Here is a 25280-nt window from a genome sequence, read left to right as displayed (position 1 = left end):
CGCTGCGGCACGGTCTTGATCAGCCCCTCCGCTTCAAGCCTCGGGATGAGCTCTCGGATGGCGCCAAGCGTCAGCCCGGTCAGCTCGACGAGACGGCGCTGCGACACGAATTGGCCGGGACGCACGTCACGGGCAAGCAGGTGGCGCGTGAAACTTGCATAGGCCTTTTCCCGTAGCGTCGGCTGCTCCTCCGTTTCGTCCATCGCCTCCCCCGCAAACATGGCTAACTATGCCGCCTTCGATTGGAATAGACGGTCAAAGGCAATCGCAAGCTGTTCCTGCGCTTCGGCGGATAATGGGAGGAGCGGCGGACGAACCGCAACCCAGATGTCCTCCAACGTCGTGCACGCCACCATCGTCTTCACGGCCGGAATGACCGGATGTTTCAGCAATTCGACGACGAAATCGGCGACGCGGTTATCGTCCCTGCCCTCTTCGGCCATCGGCTTGAGTTCGCGAGGCACAAAATTCGCCATGCCCGATATGGCACCCTGGCCGCCGAGCCGCACGGCCCTTGCGAGGTGCCGCTCGTCGCCGACCAGGATGATGAGATCACGATGCGCTTTGAGAAGCGCTTCGGTGTAGGGCCAGTCGCCGGAGGAATCCTTGACGCCTGTGACGATATGGGGAAAGGCGTTCCGCAGCCGGCCGATCAGCGACACGCTCAGCGGCACCATGGTGACCGAAGGAAGATTATAGACGATGATATCCCGCGCCGTGTCGCCCAGCAGGGAGAATACGGCGGAAAACCACTGGAAGACGCCGTCGTCACTGACGTTCTTGAAATAGGACGGCGGGGCAAGAAGGATGTTGCGGGCGCCATTGGACAGGGCCTGACCGGCCTGCATCGCCGCATCCTCTGCGGCATCGACGAGCACGCCGACGATGATGTTGCCGGGCGCAATGCCAGCATCGAGAAAGGCGGCCACTATGCGTTCCCGTTCGCCATTCCCGATGGAAGATCCCTCACCTGTCGTCCCGAACAGCGTCACGCTGGAGCACCCGGCGGCAAGGCACCGCCGTGCTTGCGCGATCATCGCCTCGATCGCAATATTGCCATCACTGTCGAACGGCGTGGCGAGAGCGACGGAGAGCCCGAATCTTGATGTCAACCTTGTTCCTCCCAACTATTGAGTCAGGTGTAGCAGACTGACATGTTAGTTGTAAAGAGCTGATCGTATCGGTCGGTGCGGAGCCCTCTTCTTGGCCACAATGGCCATTTGCCAGTGGCCGTAAAGCAGATGAACTCGTTTCTCTGGAAAAGTGCGGCGGTGGTAGCAAACACTACCAATAGCGGGCCTGCCATGACGATAGATGAAGGCTTTCGGTAGATCAATAAATGTGCAACTGAGTAGCAAACTCGGCTCGATGGAGATAAACCGATGAGTGTCAAATCGTCGATCTCGCTAACCGACCAGCAGGACGCGTTTGCCCGGTCGCTGGTGGAGAGCGGCCGGTATTCCAGCATGAGTTCCGTTCTTCAGCAGGGCCTGGAGCTTCTCCGCCAAAGGACGGAAAGCGAGACCGCCGAAACGGCAGCCCTTCGCGAGTTGGTCCAGCGGCGTTTGAACGGCCCGATGACTTCCACGACGGAAATGGAAAGCCGCGTCGAGACAATGATCGACCGGAAGCGGCGGGCTGTTCGTGTGGACCGTTGAATATCCCGAGGATGTCGAACGCGATTTTGAGTTGATTTTCGATCATCTCTTCGACTCCTATGTCGAACTCGGAGACTCGCCTGACCAGGCTTTGGAGCGTACCGCTGAACGAATTCGTAAATTGCTTGTCGAAATCGACCGTCTGGTCGATACGACTTATATCGGGACATTGCGGCCCGACATTTGGCCTGGAATCCGGTTTCTTCGGGGGGACAAGGCGGCGGCCTGGTTCTTACCCGTAGAGAATAGTCGCAGGATCATTATTGCCGCAGTTTTCCACGGGGCGCAGGACCATATTAAACATATGCTTGCACGTATGCTGGCGTGACAAGGCCTATATGCACCTAGGCAACTCTCAGTCTGGTGGCGGTGCTATCCAATTTACGCAATACCCGAGCATCGGGGACATTGTCAGCGTATCCTGCCTCGCTCGTGATGTCGGCTTTCTGCGTCTTCTGATGTTAAGCGGGCGCGAATGGTCCGAAGAGAGCCTTCGCCGGCCAGATGAGTTCCGCTCGAGCGTACTCGCGCGATCGCCCATTCGATCACTCGCTTTGTAAGGTCATCTTCGCTACTCTGGAGAATGCGACCGCCTGACCGGCCCTTGACGACACGAATGCTAACGTGAATTTTTTGCCCGAAGCTTGGCAGACCACTCTTCGTGCTGAAGATGGGCTTGCATGGCGCATTCGTCGCGTCCGCGAGCGAACGCATCCGCATTCCAGGCGAAGGTGCAGACGTCGATACCACGGGTCACAGCGACAGGGTCGATGGTGCGCTTCGTTCGAGGCCGCAGCGCCTATAACCGTGAGAGGCGACGTTCTGGCATTCCTGAGCAAAGAGGTTGGCGTATGAAACATGCACTGGTGACAGGTGGTGGCCGCGGTATCGGGCTTTCCGCCGCCCTGGCGCTTCGTGACGCAGGTTATCGTGTGACGGCGACGGGGATCGATGCCGCCGAAATCGCCGCCATGCCGAAGAGAGAGTGTCTTGCCGGCGTCGTGCTCGACGTGCGCGACCAGGCCTCCGTGGAGAGGCTGGTCGGTTCATTCGACAGGCTCGATGCAGTCGTCAATTGCGCCGGGCTCATTCGGCGCGGCGGCGCGGAGTTCGATCCCGCCACCTTCTCGGAGGTCATCGACGTCAATCTCTCGGGCACGATGCGGGTTTGTGTCGCAGCAAGGCCGCTGCTGGCTCGAAAGGGCGGCGCTATCGTCAATACCGCTTCCATGCTGTCATTCTTCGGCGGACCGGCCGTGCCGGCCTACACCGCCAGCAAGGGCGGCGTGGCGCAGCTCACCAAATCTCTGGCCGTTGCCTGGGCGGCTGACAGTATCAGGGTCAACGCGGTGGCCCCCGGCTGGATCGCCACCGAGCTGACCCGTCCCCTCTACGAAGACCCGAGCCGAGCAGAGCCTATCCTGCAGCGCACGCCGATGCGCCGCTGGGGCAAGCCGGAAGACGTCGCCGGCCCGATCGTCTTCCTGTGCTCGGAAGCGGCCGGCTTCATGACCGGCGTTATCCTGCCGGTCGACGGCGGTTATGCCGCAGCTTGAAAGGAGAGAGGTTCCGTGGCCTATCAATCTGTCCACCCTATGTCGCCGCCCGAGATCGTCGTCGCGGCGGTTCCCGAAGATGAACGGCTCTGGGTTCCCCAGGCCCCCGATGTCTGGTTCCGCCCGCTGATGCTGAACACGCTGCAGGGCGCATGGTGCAATCTCCTGCGGGTGCGCCGCGCCGGTATCCTCAGCCGCCATCGCCATCCGGCACCCGTTCACGGCTATGTCATCAAGGGCCGCTGGCGCTACCTCGAACACGATTGGATGGCCACCGAAGGAGCCTATGTCTTCGAGCCGCCCGGCGAAACCCATACCCTGGCCGTGCCCGACGACGTCGAGGAGATGATCACCTTCTTCAACATTTCCGGCTGCATGTATTATGTCGACGAAAACGGCGATCACACCGGCTTCGAGGATGTCTTCACCAAGATCGACATGTGCGCCGCCCATTATCAGAAGGTCGGCCTCGGCGCCGATTTCGTGAGGCAGTTCGTCCGGTAGCGGTTGACGAGCCGATCGGCATCTTTTCGGCCGGCGGGGATGAAATCCTCACCACCCGCCGCCGAAACGATCGTTGCTACTCCTTCACCGCACCCGTCATCGAGGACACGTAGTAGTCGACGAAGAACGAATAGAGGATGACGACTGGCAGTGAGCCGAACAGGGCGCCTGCCATCAGCGATCCCCATTCGAAGACGTCGCCGCGCACTAGCTCGGTCAGGACGCCCACCGGAATGGTCTTGTTCTCCGAGGACTGGATGAATGTCAGCGCGTAGATGAATTCGTTCCAGGACAGCGTGAAGGCGAAGATGCCGGCCGAGATCAGGCCCGGCACCGCAAGCGGCAGGATGATCTTGACGAGGATCTGCCAGCGGTTGGCCCCGTCCACCAGCGCGCTCTCCTCCAGTTCGAAGGGGATCGAACGGAAATAACCCATCAGCAGCCAGGTGCAGAAGGGGATGAGGAAGGTCGGATAGGTGAAGATCAGCGCCAGGCGCGAATCATAGATCCCGAGCTTGAAAACGATGAATGCGAGCGGGATGAAAAGGATCGACGGCGGAATGAGATAGGCGAGAAAGATCACGAGGCCGATCTGCCTGGAGCCGGTGAAGCGCACGCGCTCGATCGCGTAGGCGCCGAACACCGAGGCCACCAGCGACAGCGCCGTCGACCCCACAGCCACCAGCATCGTGTTCCACAGCCAGCCGGGATAAGATGTCTCGAGAAATAGGTATTTGATGTGGTCAAGCGTCGGGCCGACCACCCAGAAGGGGCTGTAGTTGTTGTAATCCGTCAGCTGCTCGTTCGGCTTCACCGCGGTGATCGCCATCCAGTAGAAGGGAAAGAGCAGCACGAAGACGAAGACGGCCATCGGCAGGTAGAGCATCACCACGCGCCGCGGCAGGCGGTTCAGGTAGCTCATGCCCTCGGCATTGTCGGTCAGGACCTCATCGGCCGTTTTGAGATTGGTCGACATGGTTCGCTCCTTAATCTTGTCCGCCCTGCTGCCATTTGCGGCGTTGCAGACCGAAGAAACTGAACATGATGGCGCCGAGCAGGAAGGGTATCATGGCGACGGCGATGGCAGCACCCTCGCCGAGCTGCCCGCCCGGAATGCCGCGCTGGAAGGAGAGTGTGGCCATCAGATGCGTGGCGTTGACAGGCCCGCCCTTGGTCAGCACGTAGATCAGCTGGAAATCCGTGAACGTGAAGAGCACCGAAAAGGTCATGACGACGGCGATGATCGGCGTCAGCATCGGCAGCGTCACATAGCGGAAGCGCTGCCAGCTCGTCGCGCCGTCGAGCGAGGCCGCCTCCTGCAGCGAGGCGGGAATGGTCTGCAGGCCGGCGAGCAGCGAAATAGCTACGAAGGGAATGCCGCGCCAGACATTGGCGACGATGACCGAGATGCGGGCATTTGTGGGATCGCCGAGGAAGTTGATCGGCGCGCTGATCAGCCCGAGCTTCATCAGCGACCACGAGATGATCGAGAACTGGGAATCGTAGATCCACCAGAAGGCCAGCGCCGAAAGCACCGTCGGCACCACCCAGGGCAGGAGCACGATCGCCCGGAAGAAGGATTTGAACGGAAGGTGCTGGTTCAGGAGCAGCGCCAGCCAGAGGCCGAGAGCGAATTTCAGAGCCGAGGCGATGACCGTGTAAAGGATGGTGTTGAAGACTGACAGCCAGAAAACCGCGTCATCGGCCAGGAATTCATAGTTCTCCAGGCCGATGAAAATGCCGTCCCGGCCGATCCGCGTGTCGGTAAAACCAAGCCAGACGCCGAGCCCCAAGGGATAAGTGAGAAAGCAGACGAGGAACACGGCGGCCGGCAGCATGAAGAGGAAGCCGAGCACGTTGTTGTTCTGCATTAGCGAGGGGCCGCGCTTATCCCCTGAGTCCAAGGTCGACATTGCTTGTCTCCAGATTGCATTCAGTCCTGATGCATGTCGCCCGGAAGTGTGCAGCGGTTCCGGGACAACGACATGCCTAAAAACAAGGAACTAAAGCGCGGCGCATGGATCAAATCTGATGTGACGCGCTTCAGAGGCTCGCGGCATGCCGGACATCAGGCATGCCGCAGGTCCCGGCTCCGGATCAGACGCGGTAGTAGCGGTTTGCCCGGCGTTCGGCTTCCTTCATCGCGTCCTCGGGCGACTTCTGGCCGGTGACGGCGGCGGCATACATGTCGACCAGCACGTAGTCGGCCATGGTCGCCGCCGAGGCGTAGCCGAGCGGCCCGGCATAACCGTTCGGGCGCAGCTTTTCCGAGGCGCGCGCATAGGGCGCGTGAACCGGATCGGCAGTCCAGACCGGATTATTGGCGAAGGCCTTGAGGGGCTGGCAGCAATAGGCGCTGGAGCCCTGAATCCAGGCATTCATCTGATCGGCTTCCATCATGAACTTGATGTAGGCCTTTGCCGCTTCCGGATATTTGCTGTGCTTGAAGAGCAGCAGCGAGCTCGTCTGGAAAAGCTCGACGCTCTTGCCAACCGGCCCGATCGGGAAGTTCGTCGTGCGGATGTCCTTGGCGATCTCGGCGAGCTTCGGGTCGTTCTTGGCCGTGTAATAGACCGAGACGCCGTTGGCGATCAGCGATACCTGGCCGGCGAGGAAGGCACGGTTGTTGTTGACATCCAGCCAGCTTTCCGTGCCCGGAATGAAGGTCGCGTAGAGCTCCTTGGCGTAGTTGATCGAGGCGAGCGTTTCCGGGCTGTTGATCGTCACCGTGCCGCTTTCGTCGACCATCTTGCCGCCATGGCTCCAGAGCAGCCAATGGGCGTAGTTGTTGCCGTCGCCGACCGCCTTACCATGGGGGAAGCCAGCGGGCGTGCCCTTTGCCTTCATCGCCTTGCAAAGCTCGAGGAAGCCTGCGGTATCGTTCGGGAATTCGTTGAAGCCGGCCGCCTTCACATGGCTGTCGCGATAGACGACGGCATTGCCGATTGTTGTCAGCGGCATGGCGATGAACTTGTCGTCGCGGGTGGCGTAACCCTTCAGGCCGTCATACCAGCCGTCGTATTTGTTGCCGAGATAGTTGCCGAGTTCGGTGAGATCGACCAGCTTGTCGGGATATTGGTGCGCGTCGTCGAACCAGCACATGATGAGATCCGGACCGGAGCCGACATTGGCCGCAACGGCCGCCTTCGGACGGATGTCCTCCCAACTCTCCTTGTCGATGCGCACTTCCACGCCTGTCGCCTCGGTGAACTTCTTGGTATTGGCGAGCCAGGCATCCTCATCGCCCTTCACGAAAGGCGTCCAGCGCAGCAGCCGCAGGCTGGCGCCGCTTTCCGGCGTGTAGGTCGGTTCGGCCTGCGCAAAGGACGGCTTGATGCCAAGGCCGGCGACACCGGCAACGGCTGCCGATGCAGCAAGAAATTCACGTCTCTTGATCGTCATGAGATTCCTCCTCATTGAAACAGCGGGAGCAATTCTCCGGCATTCACCTCCCGCTTGGTGAACGGCGGCCTGGCATCCCGGAGGCGCAAGCTCCCCTGGGAGGTTTGCGCTCCCGTGGGGCTCACCCCTCGAATGCTTGCGCTCCGGCGGAACGGAAGACTCCTCCTCTCCCCTTATCCCGCCGGATGGCGTCAGTCGGTCAATCTCATGCCGCCTTCGGCGTCGAAGAGATGCACATGTTTGGCGTCGATCGCCACGCGGATGGCTTCACCCGGACGGGCATCGACACGCTCGCGGAAGACGCAGCTGACATCGCTGCCGCCGAGGCGGACGGTCAGATGCGTCTCGTAGCCGGTCGGCTCGATCACCACGATCTCGGCCGGCAGGCCGTTGGCATCGAGCGAGATATATTCTGGGCGCAGCCCGTAGACGAGGTCGCGGCCGATAGCGCTTGCCGGCGGATTGGAGACCGGCAGCCGCGTGCCGTTGGCGGCGACGAACTGGCTGGGGTTCTCCGGATCGAGCCTGCCGTGGATCATGTTCATTGCTGGCGAGCCGATGAAGCCGCCGACGAAGAGATTGGCGGGGCGGTCGTAAAGCTCGAGAGGGCTGCCGATCTGCTCGACGATGCCGTCATGCATAACGACGATCTTGTCCGCCATCGTCATCGCCTCGATCTGATCATGCGTGACGTAGACGGTCGTCGTTTTCAGGCGCTGGTGCAGTTCCTTGATCTCGGCGCGCATGGCGACGCGCAGTTTCGCATCGAGGTTGGACAGCGGCTCGTCGAACAGGAAGACTTCCGGATTGCGCACGATCGCCCGGCCCATGGCGACGCGCTGGCGCTGGCCGCCGGAAAGCTGGCGCGGATAACGGTCGAGCAGCTTGTCGAGACCGAGGATCCCGGCGGCATATTTCACCCGCTTTTCCGCTTCTGCCTTCGGCGATTTGTTGAGCATGAGCGAGAAGCCCATGTTCTGCTCCACCGTCATATGCGGGTAGAGCGCATAATTCTGGAACACCATGGCAATGTCGCGGTCCTTCGGCGGCAGCGTGTTGACGACGCGCCCGCCGATCCTGATCTCGCCGCCGGAAATATTCTCGAGCCCTGCCAGCATCCGCAGAAGCGTGGACTTGCCGCAGCCGGAGGGGCCGACGAGGATGACGAATTCGCCGTCGGCGATATCGATGTCCACCCCCTTGATGACGGGGTGCGCGCCGAATGATTTCCGGACATCCGCGAATTGAACGTTTGCCATACTCCCTCCTCCCAGATCATGAGCACTGCATAACTGCATATAGGTCGCTTCGGCCGCAGCTGCAGGCCTTCTCACCCTCGCCCGACAAAGGGCATTTTTGTCGCCATGACAGTCATGGTCAGCACGTTGGCGCTGAGCGGCAGGCCGGCCATGTAGACGACCGCGTCGGCAATATGGGCCGGGTCGATCGTCGCCTCCGCGGCAATGCTGCCGTTGGCCTGCAGCACGCCGGCCGCAATTCTCGTCGTCATGTCGCTGGCGGCATTGCCGATATCAATCTGGCCGCAGGCGATGTCGAATTCGCGCCCGTCAAGCGCGGTGGATTTGGTCAGGCCCGTAATGGCGTGCTTCGTCGCGGTGTAAGGCGCGGAATTCGGGCGGGGCGTTGTGGCCGAGACCGAGCCGTTGTTGATGATGCGGCCGCCGCGCGGGGTCTGGCTCTTCATCAGCCGGAAGGCCTGCTGGGTGCAGAGGAAGGCACCGGTGAGATTGGCGGCGACGATGGCGCTCCACTGCTCGAAGGAAACCTCCTCGAGCGGCACTCCCGGCACAGTGACCCCGGCATTGTTGACCAGGAGGTCGAGCCGTCCGTATCTCTCCGAGATCGCGTCGAACAGAGCCCACACCGAAGCGGGATCGCCGACATCGGCAGGAACTGCGAAAAACTCGGCCCCCGTTTCGCTGCCAAGATCGCTCGCCGCCTTCTCAAGCACATCGGCCCGTCGCCCTGAAATCACGACCCTGTAGCCGGCAGCGCCGAGTCCCCTTGATATGGCACGCCCGACACCGGTGCCGCCGCCGGTGACAAGCGCGATCCTTGCTTCTCCTCCCGCCGATATGCTCACGCAATCCTCCCGCCGAGTTCATCCTCGATATGCACCTGCAGAATTTCGTCGAAGCTCGTTTCCGCCGTAAAGCCGAGCGAAGAGGCTCTGGTCGCATCGAACTGAGTCGGCCAACCGGCGACGATGCGTTCAATCACGGGATCGGGCACGCGCTTGATGAGGGCGACCGCCTTGTCGCCGGCCACCCGGCGCAGAGCGTCGATCTCTTCGGAGACCAGCGCGGAAAGGCCCGGCATGGTGAGGTTGCGCCGCGCGCCGATCTTTTCGGTATCGATCGTCGCGGCATGGACGAAAAAGCCGACGGCCGCGCGCGGACTGGCAAACCAGTGCCGCACGCCGTCGCTGACCGGCAATATGGCTTCCTTGCCGACCAGCGGCTCGCGCAGGATGTTGGAGAAGAAACCGGAGGCAGCCTTGTTCGGCGCACCCGGGCGCACGCAGATGGTCGGCAGCCGTATGCCGATGCCGTCGAAGATGCCGCGGCGGGAATAATCGGCGAGCAGCAGTTCGGCGATCGCCTTCTGGGTGCCGTAGCTCGTCAGCGGCGTCGTGAAGAATTCGTCCGGAATGACCTCCGGGAACGGTGTGCCGAAGACGGCGATCGAGGAGGCAAAGACGACGCGCGGTACATAATCACTCTTGAGGCCGAGCTGACGGATCGCATCGAAGAGAGCGCGGGTACCATCGAGGTTGACGGCGTAACCCTTGTCGAAATCAGCCTCCGCCTCACCCGATACGATGGCGGCCAGGTGAAAAATCAGATCCGGCCGGCTTTCAATCAGCCTGTCAGCTGCGCCGGCGGCGGCAAGGTCGATCGTCTGCGTCGTCGAGACCGCCTGGAGCGTCTCCGGCACCGGCGGCTGAAAGGCATCCACCAGTGTCAGACGGGTGACGGGCCGGCCGAAAGCGAGCGGCTCGCGCCCGATCTTCTCGACCAGCTTGCGGCCGACCATGCCGGCTGCGCCCAGGATCATCACATGCATATCGGCTCTTCCTCCCGTCGGCCGGTCTCTTCGGTCAAGATCAGGCTACTCTTCGTATTGTCTTGTGGTCACTCCCCGGCCGGCTCGCAACGCGATCTGGAACCGGCCCGATCGGCATATGCCTGATCGAATTCAGATAGGTTTGCAACCTGCGGGTCAAGTCACCTTTCCTGATCCGCAGATGATCGGTACGAACGTTAATCAGATGCCGGACCCTCCGAAGTGTTGCCTTTCCGCCCATCGACTCCCATTCGACGACCATGGCCTTCCTTGTCCCCCGCACGGTTTCTCTCCCGTTTCCGATGGCTGGTATCGATACCGGTATCGGTAACAACGCCCATTTTTACCGTGCATGTCAAGTAGCGAGTGTTTTCCTTTTTTGGAAAAGAGCCTATGAGTCTGACGTTGCCCGATGGCGAGGCAGTTCGACGATGGGGTCGGTGCGATGCGTAAATCCACACTGGAAGAGGTTGCCGCTGCGGCAGGCGTCAGCAAGATGACGGCATCGCGCGCTCTTCGTGGCGCCGCCGATGTCTCCAAGGAGACCCGCGAAAAGGTGCTTCAGCAGGCCGAGCGGCTAAATTACGTCGGCAACCGGCTGGCGCTCTCACTGTCGTCGCAGCGCACCAACCTCGTTGCCGTCGTCGTTCCCAGCATGTCCAACATCGTCTTTCCCGAAATGCTGGCGGGCATTTCCGCTGGGCTGCGGGGATCCGGCATGCAGGCGGTGTTCGGCATCTCGGACTATGACATGGCGAAGGAACGGGAGATCATCCGCGACATGCTCTCCTGGCGGCCCGCCGCCATCATCGTGACGGGCCTCGATCAGCCGGCGGAAACGGTCAAAATGCTGCAGAATGCAGCCATTCCCGTCATCCAGCTGATGGACCTCGACGGCACACCGATCGATTTCAACGTTGGCCTCTCGCACGGCAAGGCTGGGGAAGAGATGGCAAAAGCGCTTTTGGCGGCCGGCCGCCGGCGGTTCGGTTATATCGGCAGCGCGATCGACAGAGATCTGCGCGCAGGCAAGCGGAAGGCCGGCTTCGAGAAAGTGCTGCGCGAGAGCGGCCTTTCCTTCGTAGATGAGCGGTTCAACGCCGCCTATTCCTCAGTGGCGCACGGCAAGCGGCTGTCGATGTCCATGCTTGCCGCGACCCGGGATCTCGATTGCATCTATTATTCCAACGATGACATGGCAACGGGCGGCGTCTTCGCATGCCTGGAACTCGGCATTTCCAGCCCTGCCGAAATCCTGATCGCCGGCTTCAACGGATTGGATGTTGCCAGTGCCCTCCCCGTCAGGATTGCGACCTCGATCTCGCCGCGGCGCCAGATGGGCGAAGCCGCCGCCGCGCTTCTGCTAGCCGCGAACAGCGGTGACGAAAACCGGATATGCGAAAAAGTAATTGCTTTCACTCCGGAGATCACCGGAGTCGATCGAGGTTAAAGGCCTCGCGTGCTTCAGAGGATTGAGCGCGTTCACTGGTCTCGACCGAGCTGTTTTACGAGATCGGCAAGCATTGCGGCCTGGCCCTTGAGAATCTTGATCTCAGCCTCTGCGATCGCAAACCACCCAGCGCGGTCGACCTCGGGAAAACTTTGGATCCGACCCGATCGCGGCGGCCATTCGATCTGAAACTCCGAACTCCGTACCTTCTCGACATCAAGCGTGACGTCCGCCTCCACCGACCAGACGACCACCACCTTTCCGCCAGGCTGGCGATATTCTCCGAGCGGGACGAAGCTTCCCTTGATTTCGATGCCGAGCTCCTCCTGCGCCTCCCGGATTGCTGCCGACAGTTCGTCTTCGCCGGCCTCGATCAATCCTTTCGGGATCGACCAGGCGCCCTCGTCCTTCTTTGCCCAGAAGGGACCGCCGGGATGAACGAGCAGGACCTCCAGCTTCCTCTCGCAAAGGCGGTAGATGAGAAGCCCGGCGCTACGGACCGGCATAGGCAACTCCCTCAATGATCATGGTCTTTCCTCGAGGACAACTTTCCGCGCGGTGGCGCGTTAGAGCTGACAGCCACACAGACGCGCGGAGAATATCATGCCCAAAGGATTCCGTTTCGACCTGCTTGCCAAGAGCGGCTATGTGGCGCGCGGTATCGTGTTCCTCCTCGTGGCGGGCCTCGCTCTCTTCTCCGGCGTTGCCGGGGGGAAGCCGGAAACGAAATCGGCACTTTCGACGCTTCTCGAACAGCCCTTCGGCCGCGTCTGGGTCGGGCTCATCGGCGTCGGACTTCTGGGTTTCGTCGCTTGGCGACTGGCGCAGTCGCTCGCCGACAGCGACGGCCATGGCCGCGACACCAAGGCCATCGCCATCCGCGCGGTTTTCTTCGGCAGCGCCGTTGTCTATCTCGGGCTTGCCGGATACGCGCTGGGGCACGCACTCTTCAGCGGCGGCGGAAGCGAAGGCTCGGGTGAGAAGGGATTGGCCCAGTGGATCATGTCGCAGCCGTTCGGCGCCTATCTTGCCATGGCCGTTGGTCTCGGCTTCATCATCGGCGGGGTCGTGACGGCGGCTAAGGGCATCACCAGGAAATTCGAGCGCTATCTCAGGCTCGCCGACGCCAGCGGCGTGGTGACCTCGGTCTGCGTCTACGGCCTCGTCGCCCGCGGCATCGTCTTTGTGATCACCGGAATCTTTTTCGCCTATGCAGGTTTTCGTGTTGACCCTGAGCAGGCAGGCAGCATGGCGGACGCGCTCGAATGGGTGAGACGGCTTCCTTTCGGCGCCATCCTCTATATCGCCGTGGCGATCGGACTGGCGGCCTTCGGGATCTATAACCTCGTCGAAGCGCGCTATCGCATCGTGCACAGCCCCTCCCTTGACGACGTGAAACATTCGATCCCCACACCTGGCCATTAGCAAAAACGGCGGCTTCCCAAGCAGGCGGGCTGCGCCATCTCTGTCAGATGATCTATTTTACCGGCGATACCCATTTTGCAGATCCCCGCGTCCTTCGCATCGACCGACGCCCCTTTCCCGACATGACGTCCCACGACGTGACCCTGATCCAGAACTGGAACGAAATCATTGGCCCGCAGGACGATATCTGGCATCTCGGCGACTTCATGTCGTTCCGCGGTGGGGACTGCGACCAGCTCCTTTCGATGCTGAACGGGCGGAAGCACCTCATCATCGGGAATAATGATCCCCCGGCGACGACAGAGGCGACGGGATGGGCAAGCGTTCAGCACTACAGTGAGATGACGCTGGACGATCATCTGCTGATCCTGTGCCATTACCCCTTCCGCACCTGGAAGAAGATGGGGAAGAAGTCGATCAATCTGCACGGACATTCCCACGGCCGCCTCAAGCCCCTGCCCCGCCAGTACGATGTCGGCGTCGATGCGCAGGGCCTCAGGCCGGTGTCGCTGCAAGCCCTGTTGTCAACGAAGCCGGGGTCATGATGCCGCTGAAAAGCGCTAAGCGACAGAACGAAATGACGGCCTGGTTCTCTTCGCTGGCGCCGGTCCAGCCGACCGAGATGCTCGGCCTGTGGCGAGGTGCGGGCATACCATCGGATCACCCGCTCGACGGCGTTCTCGAGAACCTCGGCTGGTTCGGCAAGCGGTTCCACGCCGACATGCGCGCGGACGCCCTCCTCTTTCAGTGGCGGTCGGATCGGCTGGTGGCGATCGAACCCGGAATTATCCCAATCAGCCTGGCGATCAAGGCGGCGCCGTTCGGCCGCACTCGGATCGCCCGGAACTGGTTCTCCTATCTGCAGAAGGCACTCCGGGCGCCGGGCACGACCGCCTCGTTGAAGCTTCGGACGTTCGACAACGTCAGCACTGCTGCGATGGTCTACGACAGGCAGCCTATCGCCGACTATTTCCGCAGGATGGGAGATCACGAAGTGGCCGGTATGATGTGCGTCGATAATGATCCCCGTCGCTATTTCTTCAATCTCCGCAAGATCGAAGTCGTATCTCAGCGAGCCGTCCCAGATTGAATAAGGAGGCGACTCCCCGATGCCGCCACGATGGCGCCAGCGCCTCGGCGCCGGGAACAATCTGCCGCGTTCGCCAGTTGTAAGGGCACGCTAGCCTGGGGGATATCATGCGTGCCGTCCTGATCGCGACTTTGCTCTCGCTCTCCTGCTTGCCGTCGAACGTAAAGGCGTCCGAAGCAGGGTTTTTGCAATCCTTGGCAGGTGACTGGAGCGGGGGTGGAATGGTGCTCACCAAGATAGGCGGCACCAATTTCAATGTCTCGTGTACCCTCAGATCAGATGCCAGCGCATCCGCCGTCTCGATGAACGGAAAATGCCGCGGCTTGGCGGTTTTCACCCGAAGTTTCTCGGCGAGTGTGAAGGCAGCCGGGCAGCGTTACACCGGCAATTACATTGGTCCATCGGGGCAGCCGTCCAAGCTTGCCGGCAGCAGAAACGGTGAAGCACTGAACCTGCGTGTGACCTGGGCGCGGATCGTCAATGGCGATCGAGACGCCACGCTGATGATTGAGAAAGTCGGGCAAGACAGGTTGCGACTGCAAACGGTTGACCGAGATCCGGCCTCGGGCCAGTCGGTCGTGACGAGCCGCATCGATCTACAGCGTCCCTCGCCGGCGAAGAAGTGAGGCCTCCTCCTGACATCAAGAGGTTTTCCCGCCGCAGCACCTTCAGTGCTTTTTGGCGTGATGGTCGCCTCGGTCGCCTTCCCCCGGCTTGGTGTCATTCTTTGCCCGCCGCCGCTTGTCTGCCGACAGCGAGCGGCCGACATCGTCGGATTCCTTGAAGCGACCGCGATTGTCGCGGCGGACGTAGCGCTTGTCGGTGCCCGTATCTACCAGTTCACGTTTCGACATGATCGTCTCCTTTGCTGTTGGATTAGGGAAACGCACAAGATTCCAAAAGGATGCATGGCTCAGCTTCCAAAGACGCCTAGGCGACGTTTTTGAAGACCATGCTTTAGGCGGCCATTCTGACGAGCGCATCGGTGAGCTTGCGGATGTCGTAAGGCTTGGAGAAGAAGAGGCCGCGCTCAGGCAGGTCATTCGGGTCCGGCTGCTTCATGCCGGAGGCGAGGATAATTTCCACCGGCGGCCAGCGGTCGCGGACAGCCTTTGCCAGCATCAAGCCATCCATGCTGCCCGGCATGTCGATATCCGTAAACAGGATCCGGATGCCGGGCACTCTTTCGAAAAGCATCAGCGCCTCGTCGGCATTGCGTGCCTCGAGCGCCTCAAAGCCTGCCTCCTCGACGATGGCGACCGCCATCATCAGCAGCAGAGCTTCGTCCTCGACCACGACTACCTTGGTTTTCATGTCTGGCTCGTATGCTTTTCGTCCCGGCTTGGAGGGTCAACTTCGCCTTTGGCAACCGGTTCCCCAATCGAAAATATTACTTCGAAGATGAGGCCTTCGGTCCGGTAGTCCACCCGGGATCGCGCCTGCGCCTTCGAAGGGAAGGCACGTTCTATGAGCACCGAGCCGAAGCCCTTTTTCGTCGGCGTCGAGACCGGCGGGCCGCCGGCTTCCGTCCACAGAAGCTGGACGCGTCCATCCTCATGTTTCCATTCGATGGTGACTGTTCCATTTTCGCTGCCGAGGCTTCCATACTTGGTTGCATTGGTCGCCAGCTCATGAATCACGAGCGAGAGCGGCAGGGCGGTGTCTGCGGGAAGAACGACGTCCGGTCCTTCGAGATGAATGCGCTCGGCTTGCGAGGCGACATGCGCCCGCAGGGCTGCGGAGAGGATATCCCGAATGGGCGAAGCCGACCCCTCCCGCGACAGGATGAGGTCATAGGTGCCGGCGAGGGCTGCGAGCCGCTCGGCGAAGGAACTGTATCTCTCCGGATCGGACCGCGAGAAGGTTTGTCTGGCAATCGCCTGCACGAGCGTGAAGCCATTCTTGACGCGATGCGCCAGCTCGCGGACGAGCAGGCTGCGTTCCTCCTCCGCCTGCTGATTTTGGCGCCTGCGCTCTTCGAGTTCGTCGAGCAGCCGATCGAAGGTTGCGCCGACCTGCCCCAGCTCGCCCGGTCCCTTCATGCCGGTCCGCGCCGTCGTCTGACCGCTGCGCCAACTTTCCATCACATCCGCGATCCTGGAGATCGGTATCAGGATGAAGCGGTTGCCGATAAAAATCGCGGCGAGGAAGGCGAAAAGCGCACCGCCGATGATGGCGAGCGTATTCATCAGCGTCGCCCGGTCGATCGGCGCGAAGGCTTCCGCTTTCGAGAAGCCGGCGCTGACATAGAGTGGGTTGGAAGGCAAGGCTATCGGGCGATAGCCGAGGATATGCGCTGTTCCGTCCTGGCCGGTCATCTCGATGACATCAGGCTGTTCGGCGTGGATCAGCCGCTGGTATTCCTCGGGCATAACCGTACCGACGAACTGTTCGGGAGAGGGAACGTGCGCAATGATAGTCCCTTTGGCGTCGGCGAGCGTCACCGCATTGCCGGGAGCAACACCGCGCTCGGTGATGCGGTTCTGCAGCCAGTCCAGCCGAATTCCGCTGATGATCATCGCCTTGATGGTATCGCCTTCCATCAGCGGCATCGCGAGCGGCAACACCGGGCGATCGGAAAGGCGGCTCTGCGTATAGGTGCCGACGACGAAGTCTTTGGTCTCCAGAGTCTGCCGGAAGTAATCGCGGTCGGAAAACACCACGCCCGGGGGAAAAGCCATGCTTCCGCAGATCGGCCGCCCATCGAGACCGGCGACGAAGATGGTGCGGATGTTGGGGATGCTTTCGACAACCGACTTCAGTGCATCGTTGCAAGCCTGGACGTCGAGGTGCCGGACGGAAGGCATGGCAGATACGGCGACGAGAAGGGCGTGCAGACCCTCGATGATCCGTTCGACTTCCGACGAGGCTTGCCTCGCCGCCTGCGCCGCGGAGGCGCGCACTTCCTCGTTGCGCTGGTGGCGGAGCGCGACTTCGTTGTAGACGAGCATCGCAACCACCGGCGCCAGCGCCGCAACCGCAACTGCAACCAGTTTGAGCCTCATCCTGTCCCCTTTCGGAAAAGGGTTGGTAGCATGAGCGAGACGATCCGGCCCAGACCGCGCGCGCAATCTTGTTTACAAAGTATCAACATACGAATCCCGATGCGGGTACGTAAGCCTTGCCGGGCTTTGCATCGCGGCTAGTTAAATCAAAGATGAGTGATGCCAAAAGCACTTCCTCTGAAACCTCTCCAGCGGGCTCTGTTCCGCCACGGCCGCTGTCTGGCGTAATGGCGGATGAGGTCGAACGTCTTTTATCGGGCCGAACCCGCGATATCCGCCTGACGGGCGAGCTGCGCCGCCGTTTTGACGAAAGGCTGTGGCGGCAGACGGCGAAGGTCATCCGCTCCTGGATGATCTGGGTCGCATTCGTCGATGTTCTGACGCTGGCGCTGAACGCACTCCTGCTTCCCGGGCAGATCGTTCTGTCGATGATTGCCCCCGCCTGCCTTTTGCCGCCGGCGGCAATCTTGACCGCGGTCGTCTGGAACAAGCCGCGGCCGGCGGCCGTTCAGCGGGCGTCACTGCTTGTGGGAATGTTCCTTATTCTCCTCTCGGTCGGGCTCGTCGGCGTTTTTGCCGGCGGCGAATTTTACGAGCGGCATTTGAGCATCATGTTGTTCGTCGCGACGAGCGCAATCACCATCTTCAGCGTACCGCTGGCCTGGACGATTGCAATTGCCTGTTATGCCCTTTGTCTCTACTTCATCCTCCAATGGTACAACCCGCTCTTGGAAGCGGGCAGTGTCGTCGCCGCGACCCTGTTCTTTTCCTGTGGGATCATCGCTACGGTGGTCGCCAGGCGAACGATGAATATCCTGGCGCAGAAGACATTTCTTCTAGACTGCAGGGATCAACGCCGTGTCGCGGAGCTGGCCGACGCGAACGCCCGATTGGAGCGGCTGGCCCGAACCGACCCGCTCACCGGGATCGCCAATCGCCGTTGGATGATGGAAACGCTCGAGGGCCTCTGGCGCGATGGCCGCGAAACTGGCGTCGCCATGCTGATGTGCGATATTGATCATTTCAAGGGGCTGAACGATAAGCTCGGCCATGGCGAAGGCGATCGCTGCCTCGTCAAGGTTGCCGGCATCATCCAGAGCTGCGTGCGCGCAGATCGCGATCTTGTCTCTCGACATGGCGGCGAGGAGTTTCTCATCGTGCTTCCTGATGTCGATGAAGAAGAGGCCGTCGCGGTCGCCAGGCGAGTACGCGAAAGCGTGGAAGCGGCCGCCCTGCCGAACCCGGCCTCCAGCGTTGGCCCCTCGGTGACGCTGAGCGTCGGGGTGGCGTTCAAATCGGCACTCGATACGGATGTTTCGTTGGCCTATCTCCAGCACGAGGCCGACATGGCTCTTTACCGCGCCAAGGAGGCCGGACGCAACCAGGTCTCGATCTTTCGTCGTCCGCCTGCTGCCGCCGGGCAGACCGCCGCGCGACGTCAGGGGTAGCGGATAGGCAGATCTATCAGAGCTCCTTCCCCCGAACGATCATTCAGCCCGCAGCCACATAATTGACGGTCGCGGGAAGGCCGGCCCTATGGCCAGTCGGGTGATCGAGGTCATCGGATCACCAGGATCAATACCATCGCGATGGCGGAGATGAAGCCGGTGACGCTCAAACCGAAGGTCAGATATTCGGCTGTCTTCTGCCCGTGATGGCCAAGCTCCACGTTTCCAAGCACAGCCGCGAAGCCTCCGGCCAACCAGCTCGCCAACGTCAATATGCCAAGGAGAAGCGCCCAATGTGTTGCTGTGTCCATCGTCTTGCTCCCGTTACGGCTACTTTTCCTCGCAAGGGAAACGCTCCTGCGCGTCTGATCAGTAACCACATAGCTGCCGTTTTGTTTCCGTGCGGTATCTGCAATTCGTCCAAAGCCGCCAACTAGTTCATCGGCCATCAGCAGTCGTGTTTTCAGCAGATCTCTTGGATTCTCCTTCGGTAACCAGTCGGGGAAACAATCTGGCCCTCAATGAAGGCAGCGATCGTCTCAAAACCACGCCCGTTGATCGCCATCAGCCGAGAAACGAAATTTCGCCCCCCGGGCGTCAGGCGTCCTCCGAAAGCGCGGAAAACTGGCGGGCTTTCAACGTAGACATGGGAATTCTCCTGGGTGAGATCCGATAGGCGACCCGGCGCGCAAGGCGCCGGGTCGCTATGTTAGGCTGTCTTCAGGGCCGGAACCGCGCGACGGTCGAGAGCGCCGCTCAACACGGTCAGCAACAGAGCGATGACAACCAGAATGGCACCAACCCAAGGGGTCGCACCTAGGCCAAGCGGCGATTCAACTACCAGACCGCCCAGCCATGCGCCGATTGCGATGCCTAGGTTGAAGGCGGCAATATTGAGAGCCGATGCGACGTCCACGGCACCCGGACGGTGTTCTTTGGCCAGTTTGACGACATAGAGCTGGAGGCCGGGCACGTTGCCGAACTGAAGGAACCCGAGCGCAGCAAGGGTGACGATCGCCAGAACCGGCGAGGCCGCGGTAAAGGTCAAGATGACAAGTACAATGGCCTGCAAGATGAACAGGCCGATCAATGCCTTGACCGGGTTAAGGTTGGCGATTCTGCCGCCGGCAACGTTGCCGATTGCGATTGCGATGCCGTAGAGAACCAGAATAAGGCTGACGCTCTCCTCGGAGAATCCGGCGATTTCCTGAAGGATCGGCGCCAGAAAGGTGAAGGCGACGAAGGTGCCGCCGTAGCCAAGCGCTGTCATTGCGAAGACGATGAGCAGACGACCGGAGCCAAGAACGCGAAGCTGATCGAGCAGGCTTGCCGGCGGCGCCTTCTTGAGCGTGTGCGGCAACAGGGCGGCAATGGCGAGGAAGGCGATGACGCCGAGTGCGGCAACGGCCCAGAAAGTCGCGCGCCAACCGAGGATCTGGCCGATATAGGTGCCGAGTGGCACGCCCGTGACGATGGCAACTGTCAGGCCCATGAACATCATGGCAATGGCCGAAGCGCGGCGGTTCTCCGGCACGAGATCGGCGGCAATGGTCGAGCCGACCGAGAAGAACACGCCATGGGCGAAGGCGGCGATCACCCGGGCCACAAGCAGCAGATCGTAGCCCGGCGACGACGCCGCGACTGTATTGCCAACGATGAACAAGGCCATTAGGCCGAGCAGCAACGGCTTTCTTTCGATTTTGGCAGTGAGCGCCGTCAGGATCGGCGCGCCAAAGGTGACGCCGAGCGCATAGACGCTCACGACAAGCCCGGCAAGCGGCAGGGTAATGTTGAGGTCTGTGGCAACGGTCGGCAAAAGACCGACAATCACGAATTCTGTGGTACCGATCGCATAGGCCGCGATCGTCAAGGCTAAGATTGCTAAAGGCATGATAAATTCCTTCCGCTCGCCGTTGAGGTGGCGGCTGCAAAGACAGCAGCGCTGTCAGATGAAGTTGTTGACCGCAATATGATTGCACGGAACTTTTGTGATAATTGGCACTATTGAAGAAACAGATGTGAATCGAATTCACAGGAAGACACGATGGATAATCGCACTGGTGAAATGGAAGTATTTGTAAACGCAGCGGAATTGCAGAGTTTTTCGGCGGCCGGACGGCGCCTGAAACTTTCGCCCTCGGCGGTGAGCAAGCTTGTCACCAGGATTGAGGACCGGCTCGGGACCCGACTGCTCGTCCGCTCAACCCGCACGATGACGCTCACGCCGGAAGGCGAAATTTATCTGGAGAGAGCCCGGCGAATCCTGGGCGACATTGCGGAGACTGAACGGATCATCGCGTCTGGCAGAAAAGTCGCGCCGCGAGGGATTCTCAGGGTCAATGCCTCCGTTGGCTTTGGCGAACGCTATCTCCTCCCGCTCGTCCCGAAGTTCCTCAAACTCTATTCCGAAGTGCAACTCGACATATCACTTTCGGACGGCGTCATTGGCTTGATCGAAGAGCGGACCGACATTGCGATCCGCTCCGGCCCCATGGAAGATTCGTCCCTGAAAGCCCGAAAACTCCTTGAAAGCCGGCGCGTCATTGTTGCATCTCAGGCCTATCTGGATGCCCATGGCATACCAAAGACACCGGCCGATCTGGCTGGCCACAATTGCCTGACTTTCAATTTCCGCCGAACGCTCAACGAGTGGCCCTTTCGAGCGCCGGGATCGACCGAGATGTATCGGTTGCCCGTATCCGGCAACAGCGCGGTCAACAGCGGAATGGCCATACGCAGGCTGTGCCTTGCCGGCGTTGGTTTGGCTCGCATCGGCCAATTTCATGTAGAGCCAGAGATCGACTCTGGATTACTCATCCCCGTGCTGGAAGAATACAATCCTGAAGACATAGAATTGATCCACGCAGTATTCGCCGGGCACGAGCACCTCGCAGCCCGCATTCGCGCTTTCATAGATTTCCTTGCGGAAAATGTCGGCAAAGATCGTCCGCCGGAACAGGTCATCTGAAACTCTAGAAAGGTAAGGTTCAAATACATGGTCCACCCTAAAATACGGTATCAAGCCTGACCGCTTTGCCCAGCTGCCGAGTGGCGACGTCCGCCGGTCTGTTCTCGCGCATCTCGGCCGACCCAATCTCAGGCCTGTGCCGAAGCAAGTCGATTGTGCATTCTCGATCGGCCGATATTCCCACCGCCGCCCATCCGTCGCTTGCCCTAAACCCTGACGATACGCTTGCCGGGATTTGGACCCCTTTCCGGCGTGGGCGTCTTTCTGTTGATTGGCGCCGCCTCTGCTGCCCTATTTCAAGCGAGGGGAAGACAACGACCGGTAGTTGGATGTCTGTCACGGTACGGGCGATCCTCTCGAGTGTCCGACCTACCGCACGTCAGCGGCTTGACTCGCGGCTTTCTGCCGAGGTTGCGGGCATTCCTTTCACCGCAGATTTCAAGGGCGCTCGTCAACGTGGACATAGACTCGAGGGAGTTGGTCGGAACCTTGGCGATGTCCTGAATGGCCGCGTTCCTTGTGGTAAAACCCGTCAATGTAGTACGAAGTCAAGCCGATCAAATCGCTGGCCGCTGGCGGCGGAAGGACTTGAGCGGCCCTGCCGCTTTAAAGTGGGTGATCCCTCACGGCAGGGTGGGTGCCCTGCTAACAGAACGGACACAATAGGCCGCCCTGGTGGATCAAGCAAAATCGCCCGAATGTGCGAAGCGCCAAAGGCGGGCATCGGACAGACAGCCGGTTGACGCTCGCCGCTTCCGACCCCATCTGCTCCGGTATGCCCAACACGAAGACGAAAAATAAGAGCGATGATCCCGAGCTGATCAGGGAGTGGTCACTCCCCGTGGAGGCGACGCTCGGATCGGCTGTCAGGGTGAAGGGAATCCTGCAGGAGATCCGGTCCCGCCTGCCCCCGGCGGTCAGAAAGTCGCTGGATGTGCAGTCGGGCGAGCTTACCCTCGTCATGCCGGAGACTTCGAAGACGGCGTTTCGCGCGACCTCGTCGATTGTGACCGAAGCCCTCCAGAACATTTCAGACCTTCGGATCATCCCTCGCGAGATCGAAGACATCCTAACGATCACGGCCTCTGAAAGGATGCGTTGGCTGGAGGATGGGCGTCTTCCGAGCGCTGGAACGAGAACTGTCCGGCTGCAAGGCCGAGCGCGACGGATCACCTTCCACGTATTTGATCCACGGGTTGTAGAGGATCTGCTCGACCGCGGGGCCGTGGACGAATGGCGCGAGCAAGACGCGGTGGTGAAAGCGGAAAACTGGCGACGCGCCGCCTATCGGGCGAAGCTGACGCGTTCACTGAAAAAACAAGAAAAAGTCAAACAAGCTGATGCGAACGATGACGACCCCGCGACCGGGCTGAGCGGTTGGGACGAGTTCGGGAGCGAAGGCCTGCTGCGGTAGGATTGGCGGCGTTCGCATCGCAAAATGATCGCAGGAGTTACCTAGCTCGCCAGAGGATTTGGAGGCGGCGGCCGCAGCCGCCACCCCTTATTTCCGCGTCAAGCCGCCGCCGGTCGGTTGATTGCCAGGAAGTGCCGGACGACGGGTTTCTCAGGACCGGCATGGTAAGCCAGAACCTTCCCCTGCAGATCGGCGTCGGCGTTCGAGACCCGCTTGTGCTGGCGAAGATGTTCAGCCCAGGATTCCACCATGAACCACTCGACGATCTTCTCAGGGTCCGCCGAGTCCTCAGTGACACCCCATCCGTAGGCACCATCGCGGCGCCGCTCCCTGGAAAGATGATCGATTGCGTGCAGGAAGGCTGTGCGGTGCTGCTTCTCGACCTTGTATTCGATCAGGATCAGAACCGGGCCGCGGTCATGAGCGATCGGTTCGGCAACAAGCGGCTCCGGCCAGTGGTTGGACGGCACCAGGTCGGCATCCCCCGAGGGAAGCTTCAGTCGGTGCATGATGAACCCGGCGATGAGCAAGCCGCCAGCTCCGATGAGCAGGGTCGACTGGATGCCTACGGCTTCGCCGACAGCACCCCAGCCGAGGCTTCCGGCAGTCATCGCACCATTGAAGACGGTCAGATAGACAGCAAGACCACGACCACGCACCCAGTTCGGGAGCACAGCCTGGGCGGTGCCGTTGAGCGTCGTCAGCGCCGTGATCCACGCTCCCCCGAGGAAAAGAAGGACGACGATCGCAACCCACTTCGGTGGAGCGAGAGCAAGCAGACCCATGACGGCTGCTGTGACAAGCGCTGAGCCGAGGAGCAGGCCGTCCGAGCTCAAGCGTGCACGCAGCTTCGGCATCACCAAGGCACCGCCGATCGCACCAGCACCGACCGCACCAAGCAGGATGCCGTAGAAGCTCGCATCACCACCGAGCAGTTGGCGGGCAACGAGCGGAAGAAGAGCCCAGACTGCGCTGGCGAAGGCAAAGAAGATCGCCGCCCGCATAAGCACGACGTGCAGCGGCTCGCTCGCGCGGGTGTAACGGAGGCCGGCTCGGAACGCACCAAAGAAGTTCTCCTGAAGCGCATCGTTGGAGTTCGTTGCCCGCGGCCACCAGACAAGAGCTGCGATCACGACGATATAGCTGGCCACGTCCGCGCCATAGGTGATCCCGGCTCCGAAGGCTGCGAGAAGCAGGCCACCCGCGGCAGGCCCGATGGAGCGGGCGATGTTGATGCCGAGCGAGTTCAGCGCCACCGCGCTCTTCACGTCCTCGCGTTTCACGAGTTCCGGCACTATCGCCTGCCAGGTGGGTCCCATCAGCGCAGCACCGATCCCGCCGAGGAATGTGAGACCGATCAGCGCGCTGACGGAAAGCATACTCGTCTGAGAGAGAACCATCAGCGCCATGCTGACAGAGGCGAGTAGCACCTGGATGGCGATCAGGAACTTGCGGCGATCGAGGATGTCGGTCAGAACGCCTGCGGGGATGGCAAGCAGGAAGATCGGCAGGGTTCCGGCAGCCTGGACCATGGCGACCGCAGCCGGCGATGCGGACAGATCCGTCATCAGCCAGGAGCTTGCGACATCGCGCATGAAGCTTCCGGTGTTACCAATAACGGTGGCGATCCACAGGACGGCGAACACGGGCTGTGCGAGGGGCGCGAAGGTTCCCCCGGATGATTTTGCGGCGCTCATTTGCCTGCTCCCTTGGTGAGGTCGAATGCTGTAACGAAGACGAATGCGCCTGCGAGGCCGAGGTGCTCGAAGAAGGCATTGGTGGCCATCATGCGGTCCATCCCAGGCGCCATCTCCCAGAAGCGAAGGGCGATGAAGGTTGCAAGTAGGGTGAAGCCTGAAAGCGCAAGCCCGCCCGCCCAGCGCAGGAAACCCGAGATCACCATGGCGGAGGCCGTCAGCTCGAATACGATCACGGCGATCGCGAAGAACGCGGCGGGATGCAGAGCGAAATGATCCATCTCAGCCAGTGCACCGTTGAAGTCGAACATCTTGGTGAGCGGACCCTGGATGTAGGCTGCGCAAAGAGCCAGCAGCGACGCCGTTCGCACCACAGGCGATTCGACGACGCCTGCCACGCGGCTCCGGATTGGATTGGATGATTGAGATTGGTAGGTCATGTCGGCTCCTGTATGTCCGCCGCGAGCGGCTGTGTTCGATGGAGCGATATTGGCTGGCTACCGCCTTGCCAACAATTGCAGCAATAGTTTCGATTTAATTGCAAAAACAGCAATTATGGGCGGCTCTCGGGCGGCA

Annotated in this window: 27 protein-coding genes and 1 pseudogene; 12 read left to right on the top strand and 16 right to left on the bottom strand. The window is 60.9% G+C overall.

All coding sequences use genetic code 11. The features are described from left to right. Together AC13QO_RS17795 and AC13QO_RS17790 are read right to left on the bottom strand one after the other, a co-directional pair. Positions 1 to 221 (bottom strand): annotated as a pseudogene (locus AC13QO_RS17795) (GntR family transcriptional regulator); the annotation flags it as partial. 6 nt (positions 222 to 227) lie between these two features. Then, on the bottom strand, positions 228 to 1112 hold the full coding sequence (locus AC13QO_RS17790; protein WP_488541399.1) for a dihydrodipicolinate synthase family protein: 885 nt from the start codon (positions 1110 to 1112) through the stop codon (positions 228 to 230). Between the two features lie 270 nt (positions 1113 to 1382). On the opposite strand from AC13QO_RS17790, the gene AC13QO_RS17785 reads away from it, so the two are divergent. The 4 genes from AC13QO_RS17785 to AC13QO_RS17770 all read left to right on the top strand — a co-directional run bounded on the left by AC13QO_RS17785 (position 1383) and on the right by AC13QO_RS17770 (position 3718). Then, entirely contained in the window at positions 1383 to 1658 is a 276-nt protein-coding gene (locus AC13QO_RS17785) for a type II toxin-antitoxin system ParD family antitoxin (RefSeq protein WP_221128200.1), read from the top strand. Further along, positions 1639 to 1986: a type II toxin-antitoxin system RelE/ParE family toxin gene (locus AC13QO_RS17780; protein ID WP_285192460.1), complete on the top strand. Its 348-nt coding sequence runs from the start codon at positions 1639 to 1641 to the stop codon at positions 1984 to 1986. Before AC13QO_RS17785 ends, AC13QO_RS17780 begins: the two co-directional genes overlap by 20 nt. A gap of 523 nt (positions 1987 to 2509) precedes the next feature. After that, on the top strand, positions 2510 to 3214 hold the full coding sequence (locus AC13QO_RS17775; RefSeq protein ID WP_085781389.1) for an SDR family NAD(P)-dependent oxidoreductase: 705 nt from the start codon (positions 2510 to 2512) through the stop codon (positions 3212 to 3214). 39 nt (positions 3215 to 3253) lie between these two features. After that, positions 3254 to 3718, top strand: coding sequence for a 2,4'-dihydroxyacetophenone dioxygenase family protein (locus tag AC13QO_RS17770; RefSeq protein ID WP_488541407.1), 465 nt, complete (start codon positions 3254 to 3256; stop codon positions 3716 to 3718). Positions 3719 to 3794: 76 nt separating this feature from the next. On the opposite strand, the gene AC13QO_RS17765 is transcribed toward AC13QO_RS17770, so the two are convergent. The 6 genes from AC13QO_RS17765 to denD form a co-directional block, all read right to left on the bottom strand. Next, on the bottom strand, positions 3795 to 4694 hold the full coding sequence (locus AC13QO_RS17765) for a carbohydrate ABC transporter permease (protein ID WP_040112047.1): 900 nt from the start codon (positions 4692 to 4694) through the stop codon (positions 3795 to 3797). A 10-nt stretch (positions 4695 to 4704) separates the two neighbouring features. Further along, complete coding sequence (locus AC13QO_RS17760; protein WP_097600112.1) at positions 4705 to 5631, bottom strand: carbohydrate ABC transporter permease; 927 nt, start codon at positions 5629 to 5631, stop codon at positions 4705 to 4707. A 184-nt stretch (positions 5632 to 5815) separates the two neighbouring features. Then, complete coding sequence (locus tag AC13QO_RS17755; protein WP_488541398.1) at positions 5816 to 7120, bottom strand: ABC transporter substrate-binding protein; 1305 nt, start codon at positions 7118 to 7120, stop codon at positions 5816 to 5818. Between the two features lie 191 nt (positions 7121 to 7311). After that, positions 7312 to 8379: an ABC transporter ATP-binding protein gene (locus tag AC13QO_RS17750; RefSeq protein WP_085781385.1), complete on the bottom strand. Its 1068-nt coding sequence runs from the start codon at positions 8377 to 8379 to the stop codon at positions 7312 to 7314. Between the two features lie 71 nt (positions 8380 to 8450). Next, the gene (locus AC13QO_RS17745; protein WP_488541397.1) at positions 8451 to 9224 is read right to left on the bottom strand and encodes an SDR family oxidoreductase; all 774 of its coding nucleotides are present in this window, start codon (positions 9222 to 9224) and stop codon (positions 8451 to 8453) included. Then, positions 9221 to 10207 (bottom strand): D-erythronate dehydrogenase, encoded by a 987-nt coding sequence (denD, locus tag AC13QO_RS17740; RefSeq protein ID WP_488541396.1) that lies wholly within the window; start codon positions 10205 to 10207, stop codon positions 9221 to 9223. The genes AC13QO_RS17745 and denD overlap by 4 nt, the downstream gene beginning before the upstream one ends. Before the next feature lie 445 nt (positions 10208 to 10652). Here denD and AC13QO_RS17735 point away from each other — a divergent pair, with 445 nt between their 5' ends. Then, on the top strand, positions 10653 to 11657 hold the full coding sequence (locus tag AC13QO_RS17735) for a LacI family DNA-binding transcriptional regulator (protein ID WP_085781382.1): 1005 nt from the start codon (positions 10653 to 10655) through the stop codon (positions 11655 to 11657). A 32-nt stretch (positions 11658 to 11689) separates the two neighbouring features. Here the strand turns inward: AC13QO_RS17735 and AC13QO_RS17730 are convergent, their stop codons facing one another. Next, complete coding sequence (locus AC13QO_RS17730; protein WP_085781381.1) at positions 11690 to 12163, bottom strand: NUDIX hydrolase; 474 nt, start codon at positions 12161 to 12163, stop codon at positions 11690 to 11692. A gap of 97 nt (positions 12164 to 12260) precedes the next feature. On the opposite strand from AC13QO_RS17730, the gene AC13QO_RS17725 reads away from it, so the two are divergent. The 4 genes from AC13QO_RS17725 (at position 12261) to AC13QO_RS17710 (ending at position 14798) form a co-directional block, all read left to right on the top strand. Next, positions 12261 to 13082, top strand: coding sequence for a DUF1206 domain-containing protein (locus AC13QO_RS17725; RefSeq protein ID WP_085781380.1), 822 nt, complete (start codon positions 12261 to 12263; stop codon positions 13080 to 13082). A 47-nt stretch (positions 13083 to 13129) separates the two neighbouring features. Next, positions 13130 to 13627, top strand: coding sequence for a metallophosphoesterase family protein (locus AC13QO_RS17720; RefSeq protein WP_085781379.1), 498 nt, complete (start codon positions 13130 to 13132; stop codon positions 13625 to 13627). Continuing rightward, complete coding sequence (locus AC13QO_RS17715) at positions 13627 to 14172, top strand: GXWXG domain-containing protein (RefSeq protein WP_488541406.1); 546 nt, start codon at positions 13627 to 13629, stop codon at positions 14170 to 14172. Before AC13QO_RS17720 ends, AC13QO_RS17715 begins: the two co-directional genes overlap by 1 nt. A gap of 107 nt (positions 14173 to 14279) precedes the next feature. Continuing rightward, positions 14280 to 14798 carry a hypothetical protein gene (locus tag AC13QO_RS17710; RefSeq protein WP_085781378.1) on the top strand — a complete coding sequence of 173 codons (519 nt, stop codon included), beginning with the start codon at positions 14280 to 14282 and terminating at the stop codon, positions 14796 to 14798. A gap of 42 nt (positions 14799 to 14840) precedes the next feature. Here the strand turns inward: AC13QO_RS17710 and AC13QO_RS17705 are convergent, their stop codons facing one another. The 3 genes from AC13QO_RS17705 to AC13QO_RS17695 all read right to left on the bottom strand — a co-directional run bounded on the left by AC13QO_RS17705 (position 14841) and on the right by AC13QO_RS17695 (position 17177). Further along, positions 14841 to 15026, bottom strand: coding sequence for a hypothetical protein (locus AC13QO_RS17705; RefSeq protein WP_085781377.1), 186 nt, complete (start codon positions 15024 to 15026; stop codon positions 14841 to 14843). A 103-nt stretch (positions 15027 to 15129) separates the two neighbouring features. After that, complete coding sequence (locus AC13QO_RS17700; RefSeq protein ID WP_085781376.1) at positions 15130 to 15486, bottom strand: response regulator; 357 nt, start codon at positions 15484 to 15486, stop codon at positions 15130 to 15132. Beyond that, a complete protein-coding gene (locus AC13QO_RS17695) occupies positions 15483 to 17177 on the bottom strand; it encodes a sensor histidine kinase (protein ID WP_085781375.1) in 1695 nt (564 codons plus the stop codon). Before AC13QO_RS17695 ends, AC13QO_RS17700 begins: the two co-directional genes overlap by 4 nt. A 152-nt stretch (positions 17178 to 17329) precedes the next feature. Between AC13QO_RS17695 and AC13QO_RS17690 the strand changes: the two genes are divergently transcribed. Further along, a complete protein-coding gene (locus tag AC13QO_RS17690; protein WP_488541395.1) occupies positions 17330 to 18625 on the top strand; it encodes a GGDEF domain-containing protein in 1296 nt (431 codons plus the stop codon). A gap of 110 nt (positions 18626 to 18735) precedes the next feature. On the opposite strand, the gene AC13QO_RS17685 is transcribed toward AC13QO_RS17690, so the two are convergent. Continuing rightward, a complete protein-coding gene (locus tag AC13QO_RS17685; RefSeq protein WP_085781373.1) occupies positions 18736 to 18936 on the bottom strand; it encodes a hypothetical protein in 201 nt (66 codons plus the stop codon). A 398-nt stretch (positions 18937 to 19334) separates the two neighbouring features. Then, on the bottom strand, positions 19335 to 20516 hold the full coding sequence (locus AC13QO_RS17680; protein WP_488541394.1) for an MFS transporter: 1182 nt from the start codon (positions 20514 to 20516) through the stop codon (positions 19335 to 19337). 153 nt (positions 20517 to 20669) lie between these two features. On the opposite strand from AC13QO_RS17680, the gene AC13QO_RS17675 reads away from it, so the two are divergent. Then, positions 20670 to 21593 (top strand): LysR family transcriptional regulator, encoded by a 924-nt coding sequence (locus tag AC13QO_RS17675; RefSeq protein WP_183705587.1) that lies wholly within the window; start codon positions 20670 to 20672, stop codon positions 21591 to 21593. A 775-nt stretch (positions 21594 to 22368) separates the two neighbouring features. Next, positions 22369 to 23007: a hypothetical protein gene (locus tag AC13QO_RS17670; protein WP_488541405.1), complete on the top strand. Its 639-nt coding sequence runs from the start codon at positions 22369 to 22371 to the stop codon at positions 23005 to 23007. 98 nt (positions 23008 to 23105) lie between these two features. On the opposite strand, the gene AC13QO_RS17665 is transcribed toward AC13QO_RS17670, so the two are convergent. Both AC13QO_RS17665 and AC13QO_RS17660 read right to left on the bottom strand, forming a co-directional pair. Then, positions 23106 to 24704 (bottom strand): MFS transporter, encoded by a 1599-nt coding sequence (locus tag AC13QO_RS17665; RefSeq protein ID WP_488541393.1) that lies wholly within the window; start codon positions 24702 to 24704, stop codon positions 23106 to 23108. Then, positions 24701 to 25144: a DoxX family protein gene (locus AC13QO_RS17660; RefSeq protein WP_085781369.1), complete on the bottom strand. Its 444-nt coding sequence runs from the start codon at positions 25142 to 25144 to the stop codon at positions 24701 to 24703. The genes AC13QO_RS17665 and AC13QO_RS17660 overlap by 4 nt, the downstream gene beginning before the upstream one ends. Positions 25145 to 25280 lie beyond the last annotated feature (136 nt).

Source organism: Rhizobium sp. CNPSo 3670 (assembly GCF_057784555.1).
The sequence above is the reverse complement of the archived record's forward strand: the minus strand, read 5'-3'. Positions and strand labels throughout refer to the sequence as shown.

Bases quoted from the DNA above. Each gene is read 5' to 3' on its own strand.
- AC13QO_RS17785 (WP_221128200.1), top strand. From the start codon at position 1,383: ATGAGTGTCAAATCGTCGATCTCGCTAACCGACCAGCAGGACGCGTTT.
- AC13QO_RS17755 (WP_488541398.1), bottom strand. From the start codon at position 7,120: ATGACGATCAAGAGACGTGAATTTCTTGCTGCATCGGCAGCCGTTGCC.
- AC13QO_RS17670 (WP_488541405.1), top strand. From the start codon at position 22,369: ATGCCCAACACGAAGACGAAAAATAAGAGCGATGATCCCGAGCTGATC.
- denD (WP_488541396.1), bottom strand. From the start codon at position 10,207: ATGCATGTGATGATCCTGGGCGCAGCCGGCATGGTCGGCCGCAAGCTG.
- AC13QO_RS17750 (WP_085781385.1), bottom strand. From the start codon at position 8,379: ATGGCAAACGTTCAATTCGCGGATGTCCGGAAATCATTCGGCGCGCAC.
- AC13QO_RS17765 (WP_040112047.1), bottom strand. From the start codon at position 4,694: ATGTCGACCAATCTCAAAACGGCCGATGAGGTCCTGACCGACAATGCC.
- AC13QO_RS17730 (WP_085781381.1), bottom strand. From the start codon at position 12,163: ATGCCGGTCCGTAGCGCCGGGCTTCTCATCTACCGCCTTTGCGAGAGG.
- AC13QO_RS17735 (WP_085781382.1), top strand. From the start codon at position 10,653: ATGCGTAAATCCACACTGGAAGAGGTTGCCGCTGCGGCAGGCGTCAGC.
- AC13QO_RS17705 (WP_085781377.1), bottom strand. From the start codon at position 15,026: ATGTCGAAACGTGAACTGGTAGATACGGGCACCGACAAGCGCTACGTC.
- AC13QO_RS17680 (WP_488541394.1), bottom strand. From the start codon at position 20,516: ATGCCTTTAGCAATCTTAGCCTTGACGATCGCGGCCTATGCGATCGGT.
- AC13QO_RS17675 (WP_183705587.1), top strand. From the start codon at position 20,670: ATGGATAATCGCACTGGTGAAATGGAAGTATTTGTAAACGCAGCGGAA.
- AC13QO_RS17660 (WP_085781369.1), bottom strand. From the start codon at position 25,144: ATGACCTACCAATCTCAATCATCCAATCCAATCCGGAGCCGCGTGGCA.
- AC13QO_RS17690 (WP_488541395.1), top strand. From the start codon at position 17,330: ATGAGTGATGCCAAAAGCACTTCCTCTGAAACCTCTCCAGCGGGCTCT.
- AC13QO_RS17770 (WP_488541407.1), top strand. From the start codon at position 3,254: ATGTCGCCGCCCGAGATCGTCGTCGCGGCGGTTCCCGAAGATGAACGG.
- AC13QO_RS17695 (WP_085781375.1), bottom strand. From the start codon at position 17,177: ATGAGGCTCAAACTGGTTGCAGTTGCGGTTGCGGCGCTGGCGCCGGTG.
- AC13QO_RS17700 (WP_085781376.1), bottom strand. From the start codon at position 15,486: ATGAAAACCAAGGTAGTCGTGGTCGAGGACGAAGCTCTGCTGCTGATG.
- AC13QO_RS17710 (WP_085781378.1), top strand. From the start codon at position 14,280: ATGCGTGCCGTCCTGATCGCGACTTTGCTCTCGCTCTCCTGCTTGCCG.
- AC13QO_RS17775 (WP_085781389.1), top strand. From the start codon at position 2,510: ATGAAACATGCACTGGTGACAGGTGGTGGCCGCGGTATCGGGCTTTCC.
- AC13QO_RS17720 (WP_085781379.1), top strand. From the start codon at position 13,130: ATGATCTATTTTACCGGCGATACCCATTTTGCAGATCCCCGCGTCCTT.
- AC13QO_RS17685 (WP_085781373.1), bottom strand. From the start codon at position 18,936: ATGGACACAGCAACACATTGGGCGCTTCTCCTTGGCATATTGACGTTG.
- AC13QO_RS17715 (WP_488541406.1), top strand. From the start codon at position 13,627: ATGCCGCTGAAAAGCGCTAAGCGACAGAACGAAATGACGGCCTGGTTC.
- AC13QO_RS17760 (WP_097600112.1), bottom strand. From the start codon at position 5,631: ATGTCGACCTTGGACTCAGGGGATAAGCGCGGCCCCTCGCTAATGCAG.
- AC13QO_RS17665 (WP_488541393.1), bottom strand. From the start codon at position 24,704: ATGAGCGCCGCAAAATCATCCGGGGGAACCTTCGCGCCCCTCGCACAG.
- AC13QO_RS17725 (WP_085781380.1), top strand. From the start codon at position 12,261: ATGCCCAAAGGATTCCGTTTCGACCTGCTTGCCAAGAGCGGCTATGTG.